This window comes from Paraburkholderia madseniana (genome assembly GCF_009690905.1).
GTDB classification, from domain to species: Bacteria; Pseudomonadota; Gammaproteobacteria; order Burkholderiales; family Burkholderiaceae; genus Paraburkholderia; species Paraburkholderia madseniana.
On sequence record NZ_VOSW01000185.1, the window covers coordinates 1 to 9,356 of the forward strand.

Genomic DNA, 9,356 nt, shown 5'->3' on the forward strand with positions numbered 1-9,356 from the left:
TCGAAAATCGACAATCTTCTGAAAAGTTTGTAGCGGGTCTCGCCAGACTGTCCGCTTTTGGGGTCGCGCGGTGCCGACCGCCGGGCTCGTGCTGCACATGCGGATCGCGTGAGGCAGAGGTCGGCCATGAACGGTCCTTGAGCCGCAGCTATAACTTGGTGTCCGTCTGTCCGTCGTTGTTGCAATTGCGGCCCTTCGAGATGTGGAAGAGGTCGTACTTGCGAGCTGTCCGCAGACAACTGGCTCGGCGCTTCCGGCTTTCGACGGTGGCAAGCGCTTCCGCCTTTCCTCGCCGGCGAATGCGCGATGGACCGGAGTGTTCTTACTATCGATGCGGCATCAGCACTGTCATGAACGATCCGAAGCTGCAATCGTTGTCGCAGTCCAAGCATCCGCGATACCAGTGATGTTCTTTTCAGTATCAAGCCGCGCTTGCTCTTAGCTCTTAAGCGTCCTCCCACGTTTCACCGCGCTCGGCAATCAGCTTGCCAAGTTCGCGAGTGGAAAGTACGCGTCGCATGGGGTTCGTCGAGCCCGACTCGTCGTCTGCCAGATTCTCAATAATCGTCAGCAGCACTTTGCGCGCGGTCTTGATATCGCGTTCGCTCAGGCCGGTCACGCTTATCTCGTTTACCTCCTCCGCAAGTGGTACGAGCTTGTCCTTCAGCGCGCGGCCCTCGGCGGTGAGATACACGTGCGTGTTCTTCTTGTTCTCCGGACGCTGCTGGCGCTCGACCAGTCCAAGTTTTTCCATCGCCGTCACGGCGGCGAACGTGGTGGGCGCCATCACGCCCGCCTGCTCGCTCAGTTCGCGCTGCGTGAGCCCGTCCGTTTCCCAGAGGATGCGCAGGAAGGTCCAGTGCCCGAATGACACCGAATGCTCCGCAAGCCGCATTTGCAACGCGCGCACCATCGATCGTGAGGCGTCTTTCACAAGGTGCGCGAGGCGGTCGTTCGGCACCGATTCGTGCCAGTGGCGCAGCATCTCCGCGGTTTCACGCGGCGTGCCTTCCACAGTCTTCTTTCGTGTCATGGCGATGTCTCGTTCCAGAGTGCAGGTGTCTTGCCCGACATGATAGCTGCGGGCCGTACGCTTTGCGCAGCCAGGATCCTCCGCAAGGATCTCGGTGCAAACCCGAACTTGCTCACGCGTGACCGTCTCCTTACCATTATGATTAGATATCGAACAAAATATCCTTGATATGCGGGACGTGCGGTCACACTTCGCGCGCCGGTGTGTCGCCCTCATGCACGGAAATTGGAGACGTTTGGTGGCCAAATCCACAGTCACGCAATTCATGTCGGAATCGGACGCGACGGCAGCCCGCGTCGAGGCCACGTATCACAAGGTCACTTGGCGGCTGATGTCGTTCATCTTCGTCTGCTGGGTGCTGAACTATCTGGATCGAGTGAACGTGAGCTTTGCGCAATTGCATCTGAAGCAGGATCTCGGCTTGTCCGATGCCGCGTACGGCCTTGGCGTGAGCCTGTTCTTCATCGGCTATATCTCGCTGGAAGTGCCGAGCACGCTCTGGCTCAAGAAGATCGGCGCGCGCCTCACCGTCTCGCGCATCATGATCCTGTGGGGCGGCATTTCCACCGCGATGGCCTTCATGACCACGCCAACGCAGTTTTATATCGCGCGAATCCTGCTCGGCGCGGCCGAGGCCGGTTTCTGGCCCGGCATCATTCTGTACCTGACGTACTGGTATCCGGGCGCGCGGCGCGCGCGCATCACGTCGCGCTTTCTGCTGGCGATCGCGGCGGCGGGCATCATCGGCGGCCCGCTGTCGGGCTGGATCCTGCATAACTTCGTCGATGTGCTCGGCTACAAAAACTGGCAGTGGCTGTTCTTTCTCGAGGGCTTGCCAGCGCTGCTGATGGGCGTCGTGGCGTTCTTCTATCTCGTCGACCGTCCGCAGGACGCGCGCTGGCTCGACGACGAGCAGAAGAAGATCATCCTTGATGCGCTCGCCGCAGACCGCGCCGAGAAGAAGCCCGCAAAGCACACGCATCATCAGTTGCTGGTCGCGCTGAGGGACCCGCGCGTGTATATCCTCGCGGCAGGCTGGGGCACGGTGCCCCTGTGCGGCACGATCCTCAACTACTGGACGCCGACCATCATTCGTCAGGCAGGCGTTTCGGACGTGCTCAACGTGGGCCTGCTGTCGGCGTTGCCGTACATCATCGGCGCGCTCGGCATGTTCGCGGTCGCGCGCAGTTCGGACGTCACGCTCGAGCGGCGCTGGCATTTCTTCGGGTGCACGGCGGTCGGCGCGTTGGGCGGCTTTCTGCTGCCCGTACTGTCGGGCAACACCACGGCGGCCATCGTCTGTCTGGGGATGATCTCCATTTCCTACTTCGGCGCGGCGGCCATTATCTGGTCGATCCCTCCCGCATATCTATCCGATGATGCCGCCGCCGCAGGCATCGGCGCGATCAGCAGCCTGGGGCAAGTGGGCGCGTTCTGTGGACCGATCGCGCTCGGCTGGATCAAGACGATGACGGGCAGCCTTGCGATCGGCCTATCCGCAATCGCCGTACTCGTGATGCTTGGCGGACTCGCGGTGCTGATTGGCGTGCCGGCCAATACGCTGCGCGAGCACGCGGAAAAGCAATCTTAGCGTTCAGTTCTCGCAGCAAGGGCGGCGTCTTCGATGTGAAGGCGCCGTTTTCATTTGCGTCATCCGAACGATTTCAGGGAAAACCCGCTTGCTTCTACATGATTAGATATCTAATATAAACGTCATGGTGATCGACGGCGGAGGGATGGTGTCATCGAATGAAGACAAATGCGGGAGAGTAGGTGCAATGAGCGATTCGGCCAGCAACGAACTGTCATTCAGGACGCTCGTGGTGACGAAGAAGGACCCGGTGGCGGAAGGCATCTTCCGTTTCGAGCTCCGCGATGAAGAAGGGCGCGGATTGCCGTCCTTCACGGCGGGCGCGCACTTGACGGTGCGCGTGCCAAGCGGCGCGAACCGCAACTATTCGCTGTGCAACGATCCTGACGAAACGGACCGCTACGTGATCGCCGTGAAGCGCGACGCAGCGGGCCGCGGCGGCTCGGTCAGCATGACGGATGACGTCGCGGAAGGCGGCCGCATCGAAGTTTCCGAGCCGCGCAACGAATTCGAACTGAGCGAACGCGCGCGCAGCTTTGTGTTCGTCGCGGGCGGCATTGGCATCACCCCGATTCTCTCGATGATGCGTCACCTCAAGGCCACCGGCGGCCCGCGCTTCCAGCTCTATTACGTCTCGCGCAGCCCGGAGACGACGGCGTTCCTCGAGGAACTAAGCAGCGCGGAATGGAAGCCGCACGTCGTCGTGCATCACGATCATGGTGATCTCGCCAATGCGTTCGACTTCTGGCCTGTTTTCGAAAAGCCCGGCAGCGGTGCGCACGTTTACTGCTGCGGCCCGCGCGCGCTGATGGACGGCGTGCGCGACATGACTGGTCACTGGCCGACAGGCAGCGTGCATTTCGAGAGCTTCGGCGTGGATCAGTCGCGCGCGGCCGAGAACACGCCGTTCAGCGTGAGGCTCGAGCGATCGGGCCGCTGCTTCGACATTCCGAAGGACCGCTCGATCCTCGAAATCCTGCGCGACAACGGCATCCGCGCGCCGAGTTCATGCGAAAGCGGCACATGCGGATCGTGTCGCACGACGCTGTGTGCGGGCGAAGCGGATCATCGCGACATGGTGCTTGACGAAGACGAGAAGCGCGGCCAGATCATGATCTGCGTGTCGCGCGCAAAGAGCGAAGAACTGGTGCTGGACCTCTGAAAATCATCCCCATTGAATACGTTGGTCAGGAGAAGCGTAAATGCTCACGCATGAAGAAAACGAATTGCTGTGTCGTGTCGAAGGCGATGCCCCGATGGGCCAGTTGATGCGCCGTCATTGGACGCCCGTGTGTCTCAGCGAAGAAATCAGCGAGCCGGACGGCGCGCCCGTGAAAGCGCGCGTGTTCGGCGAGGACCTCGTGGTGTTCCGCGACACTGACGGCAACGTCGGCGTGATGGACGAATACTGTCCGCATCGGCGGGTGTCGCTCGTGTATGGGCGCAACGAGGATTGCGGCCTGCGCTGCCTCTATCACGGCTGGAAGATGGACGTAAAGGGCAACGTGATCGAAATGGTATCCGAGCCTTCGTGCAGCGACATGACCAGGAAGGTGAAACACAAGGCCTACGAGACGAACGAATGGGGCGGCTTCGTCTGGGCGTACATGGGCCCGCAGGACGCAATACCTGAATTCGTGCCGCCCGCCTGGGCGCCGACCGAGGACACGCGCGTCAGCATCGCTAAGGCGATTTTGCCGTGCAATTGGGCGCAGATTCTCGAAGGTGCGATCGATTCCGCGCATAGCTCGAGCCTGCATTCGTCGGACTTTGTGCCGGCGCGTGTGGGCGGTGCAGAAGCAACGTCGAAGAACTGGCTGCGTCCGTCGACGGACAAGGCGCCGCGTCTGCAGGTGCATCGCACGAGTTACGGCTTCCGCTATGCCGCGCTGCGCCGCCCAATCCAGAACGCGGCCACGCACGATTACGTGCGCTCGACCGTGTTCGTCGCGCCGGCTACCGCGCTCATTCCGCCGAACAACCTGTACAACGTGGCCAACATCAACGTGCCGTGCGACGACACCAGCACCGCGTTCTATTTCATGGCGTGGGGTCATCCTGACAAGACACCCGAAACCGAGACGTGGCGCAAGTTCCTCGGGCAGCAGGTCGGCATTGACCTCGACGAGTTCTACCGGCCGTTGCGCAATCACGACAACCGCTTCTGGCAGGACCGTGAGGCAATGAAAGCGGGCAACTTCACCGGCATCAAGGGCTTTCCGAACCAGGACATCGCGATGTGGCTGACGATGGGCCCGATCGCGGATCGTACCGAAGAGCGGCTGGGCGCGAGCGACGTCGCTGTGGTCGAATTCCGCCGCCGCATGCTCGATGCGCTGAAGGAATTCCAGTCGGGCGAAACGGCGATCGGAGCCGGAGAGAACGCGATCCCGCGCAGCGTGTGCTCGTTCCAGGCGATGGTGCCGAAGGACGCGGACTGGAAGCAGTATGCCGCGCACCCCGTGTGCGTCGAGCGCGCTGAAGGAGCAGCGGCGGAACTCGAGCCGAACTATCAGGTTCAGGTCTGATGGAGAAGATCCGACTCGGCATTGCGGGTCTCGGCCGCGCATTCTCGCTGATGGTGCCGACGTTTCTCGCTGACACACGCGTGCAACTCGTCGGCGCATGCGATCCTCGCGCGCAGGCCCGCAAGCAGTTCGAAGCCGATTTCGACGCACCCACCTTCGACAATATTGAAGCGCTCGCGCGCCTGCCGGACATCGATGCGATTTACATTGCGAGTCCGCATCAGTTTCACGCGGCGCACACGCGGATCGCGGCATCGCACGGCAAGCACGTGCTTGTTGAGAAGCCGATGGCGTTGTCGCTCGACGAATGCGACGACATGATCGCCGCATGCCGCGACGCGAGTGTGCATCTGATCGTCGGTCATTGCCATAGCTTCGATACGCCATATCTGCGCACACGTGAACTGGTCGCATCGGGCGCGTACGGCGACGTGAAGATGATCCAGGCGCTCAACTACACCGACTATCTGTTTCGTCCGCGCAGGCCGGAGGAACTGAAGACTGAAGATGGCGGCGGAGCCGTCTTCAGCCAGGCCGCGCATCAGGTCGATATCGTGCGGCTGCTCGCAGGCAGCCGCGCGACGCGCATCCGAGCGGCAGTGGGCAACTGGGATCGGGCGCGTCCGACCGAAGGCGCCTACACCGCAACGATCTGGTTCGAGAACGGCGCCTTCGCGACGCTCGCATACAACGGCTACGCCCATTTCGATTCGGACGAGTGGACCGGCTGGATCGGCGAGATGGGGCAGACACGCGGCGCCGACGAATACGGCAACGCGCGCCGCAAGTTGGCGCGCGTGGAGTCTAAGGAAGAAGAAGCGCGGCTGAAAGCTGCAGGCACCTATGGCGGCAACGCCTACACGCCGCTTTCCCAGACAACGCCCGAAGCGCGCAAGCGTCATCAGCACTTCGGACCGCTCATCGTGTCATGCGAGCACGGCGATCTGCGGCCGATGCCCGATGCCATCCTCGTCTACGGTGACGAACGTCGGGAGCGCGTCGAACTCGACGCGCCTGCCGTGCCCCGCGCCGAAGTCATCGACGAACTTATCGCCGCCGTGCATGGCGATATCGCGCCGCTGCACGATGGTGTCTGGGCACGCGGCACGCTCGAAATCTGCCTCGCGATGCTGCGATCCAGCGCAGAACAGCGCGACGCGCTCATCGGCGGCTAGAAAACCAATCATCAGGGAACTTTGAATATGGGCAAGCTCAATCTGTCGGTAGCGGTAGGCAACTATGACCGCATGCGTCCTCTCGTGGACGGCGAGGTGCAGATCGACGGCGTCGATCCGGTCTTCATGCTGCAAGACCCGGAGGAGATCTTCTTCCGGGCATTCCGTCATGCCGATTACGACATCTGCGAACTGTCGCTCTCCAGCTATAGCGTGAAGACGGCGGCCGGCACGAGTCCGTATATCGGCGTGCCGATCTTTCCGTCGCGCGCGTTCCGGCATACGTCGATCTATGTGCGCACCGATCGAGGCATCGATACGGCCGCTGATCTGAAGGGCAAGCGCATCGGCGTGCCCGAGTATCAATTGACGGCCAATGTGTGGGCGCGTTTGTTTCTCGAAGAGGATCACGGTCTAAAGGCGTCGGACGTGACCTGGGTACGCGGTGGCTACGAGGAAACGGGCCGCGAGGAGAAGATCAGGCTTAACCTGCCCGCCGATGTGCGTTTGGAGAACGCGCCGTCGAACGCGACGATCACGGGCCTTCTGGCATCCGGCGAAATCGATGCGGTCATCGGCCCGCGAGCGCCGTCGTGCTTCACGAACGGTCATCCGAACGTGAAGTATCTCTACGACGATCCGCAGAAGGCCGCCGCCGACTGGTACACCCGCACGAAGCTGTTCCCGATCATGCATCTGCTGGGCGTGCGCTGGACGCTGGCGGAGCAGCATCCGTGGCTGCCGGGCGCGATCGCGAAGGCGTTCGAGAAAAGCAAGGCTGTCGCGCTCGCGAAGCTGAGCGACACCTCCGCGACCAAAGTGACGCTGCCCTTCGTCGAAGAGCAGTTGCGCAACGCGCGCCGGTTGATGGGCCACGATTTCTGGTCGTACGGCTTCGAGCCGAACCGTGATGTGCTGTCGCGCTTCCTGACGCGGCATCACCAGGAAGGCTTGTCGAACCGGTTGCTGCAGCCGGAAGAGCTGTTTCATCCCGCCACGCTGGAGAGCTTCAAAATCTGATATCGGCGACGTCTCGCGCGCCCCTTTACAACGCGTTCGATGCGCCGTGGAGACCGGCGCATCGGGCGTGCTCCTCACATCACAAGCAAGAACAATGAAAAGAAACCTGATCGCCTCGCTGATTGCGGCGGGGTGCGTGTGCGCGTCCGCGCACGTTCACGCGCAAAGCTCCGTTACGCTATACGGAATTCTCGACGTCGGCGTCGAATATGCGAATCATGTCGTGCAGGGCCAACGCTCAGCATCCGCCGTTCGCGAGCAGTCGGGCAATCTCGCGGGATCGCGCTGGGGCTTCAAGGGCAACGAAGACCTCGGCAGCGGCTACATGGCCGTGTTCACGCTCGAAGGCGGTTTCAACCTGAACAACGGCGCGCTCGGCCAAGGCGGACGCCTCTTCGGTCGCAAGGCGTTCGTCGGCGTGTCGACGCCATACGGCACGGTGACGCTCGGACGCCATCAGAATCTGCTTTACGAGTTGATGTACAAATACGATCCGCTGACGCTCAATCCGAGCTATTCGGCGCAGTCGATGGATGCGCAACTCGTGAATCGCGCCGACAACTCCATTCGCTACGGTGTGCACGTCGCGGGAGTGACCTTCGCGGCACTCTATAGCAGCGGCTACGATTCGACGATCCCGAACGGCGCCAACGTGCCCGGGGCGACCAAGGTTGGCCGTGAGATGAGCGCTGCGCTTCTTTACGATAATGGACCGCTGAGCGCGGGCGTAACATACGACCAGTTGCAGGGTACGTCGATTGCGACGCAGAGCAATACGCGAAGCCGTGCCATGTTTGGCGTCTCTTACGATTTCCGCCCGGTGACGGTATTGGCGGGATTGCGCTGGCTCAACGTCAGCAACACCTCGACGCTGGCGAGTTCGATGCTGTACTGGGGCGGCGTGAACTATCGCGCGGTGGCGCCGCTGCTCATTTCAGCGGGCGTGTATCGCACGCAATATCGGAATCCTCGCGGCGGACCGACAATGGGCATCCTGCTAGTGGATTACTCGCTCTCGAAGCGAACCGAGCTATATGCCGAAGGCGCGTATGTCAGCAATCCGTCGTTTTCCACGGTGGGCGTGCGCGGGGCCGACAACGATGTCACGCCCGGTGCGGACCAGACCGGCGTGGCCGTCGGCATCCGGCATTCGTTCTGAGTGGTCAGGTCGCCGAAGAACTTACGTCGATGCGGACAACGTTGCTATGAAGCGCGCTTTTTCTCTCACCGTCGCACGACCCAACCCCCATGCCGCGAAGTACTAATTCGTCCGCGTCGACAGCCGTAAGATCAGTGGCCGTTGTCGTTCCGATGCTGTTGAAAAAGTCGGTGACGGTCGTTCTAACCCGGTTTTCATGGGTCGTTTTACCCTTAACCGATGCTCGCGAGCGGTTTGTGGGGCGATCTGAGAGGTCGAATTTTTCACTCCTGGTGTTAGGGCGACGCGCTACGACTTTTTCAACAGTATCGTTCCCGAACCAGCCTTCGGCCGGTCTACCTGAGCCGGTCCGCTTAGGGTCGACTTCAGTCCTCCGCGTTCTCGGAGAGCAGTCATTCGACCGGTTGCAATCAGATGGAAGTCGAACGTCCGTTAAGGCCGATCGGACTGTCATCGACCGCCAAGTTCAGACACTGACGAACCCCGGATACACCTGCGCGCAGACTGTCGACGCAGAGACGACCAGCCGCCCGCGTCCTCTGTGACCTCCGAGTCCGCGACAACACGCCAACCGCCGCCGACGATGCCTTGTCCAATCGGTCAAACGCAAACACTTAGCCTGCCTGGTTGAACGCTACGCGGCTGCCTTGATTTATAATCATCAAGCCGTCGGGAAACACCCGGCAGCCAGGTGTGGAAGCCTGTTGTTCTAACCGCACACCCGCCCAGGCGGGCGTGCGTCTACCTATGCACGTCTGTATTTCTATGGGCGGGCTGTGGTAGGGGAGCAGCAAGGCACGCCGGCACGATAGAACACCGGTCTTCCAAACACGCCACGGTCCAGCTCACC

The 9,356-nt window shown here is 61.5% G+C and carries 7 protein-coding genes; 6 read left to right on the forward strand and 1 reads right to left on the reverse strand.

Annotation, left to right across the window (positions count from 1 at the left end):
* Positions 1-445: 445 nt before the first annotated feature.
* Entirely contained in the window at positions 446-1,033 is a 588-nt protein-coding gene (locus FSO04_RS44040) for a MarR family winged helix-turn-helix transcriptional regulator (protein ID WP_154567603.1), read from the reverse strand.
* Positions 1,034-1,298: 265 nt separating this feature from the next.
* Here FSO04_RS44040 and FSO04_RS44045 point away from each other — a divergent pair, with 265 nt between their 5' ends.
* The 6 genes from FSO04_RS44045 to FSO04_RS44070 all read left to right on the forward strand — a co-directional run bounded on the left by FSO04_RS44045 (position 1,299) and on the right by FSO04_RS44070 (position 8,506).
* Positions 1,299-2,624: an MFS transporter gene (locus FSO04_RS44045; RefSeq protein WP_154567609.1), complete on the forward strand. Its 1,326-nt coding sequence runs from the start codon at positions 1,299-1,301 to the stop codon at positions 2,622-2,624.
* A 187-nt stretch (positions 2,625-2,811) separates the two neighbouring features.
* Positions 2,812-3,786, forward strand: coding sequence for a PDR/VanB family oxidoreductase (locus tag FSO04_RS44050; protein ID WP_154567604.1), 975 nt, complete (start codon positions 2,812-2,814; stop codon positions 3,784-3,786).
* A gap of 40 nt (positions 3,787-3,826) precedes the next feature.
* Positions 3,827-5,152: a Rieske 2Fe-2S domain-containing protein gene (locus FSO04_RS44055; protein WP_154567605.1), complete on the forward strand. Its 1,326-nt coding sequence runs from the start codon at positions 3,827-3,829 to the stop codon at positions 5,150-5,152.
* Entirely contained in the window at positions 5,152-6,327 is a 1,176-nt protein-coding gene (locus tag FSO04_RS44060; protein WP_154567606.1) for a Gfo/Idh/MocA family protein, read from the forward strand. Before FSO04_RS44055 ends, FSO04_RS44060 begins: the two co-directional genes overlap by 1 nt.
* A gap of 27 nt (positions 6,328-6,354) precedes the next feature.
* A complete protein-coding gene (locus tag FSO04_RS44065) occupies positions 6,355-7,347 on the forward strand; it encodes an ABC transporter substrate-binding protein (protein ID WP_154567607.1) in 993 nt (330 codons plus the stop codon).
* Between the two features lie 94 nt (positions 7,348-7,441).
* Complete coding sequence (locus FSO04_RS44070) at positions 7,442-8,506, forward strand: porin (protein WP_154567608.1); 1,065 nt, start codon at positions 7,442-7,444, stop codon at positions 8,504-8,506.
* Positions 8,507-9,356: the final 850 nt, after the last annotated feature.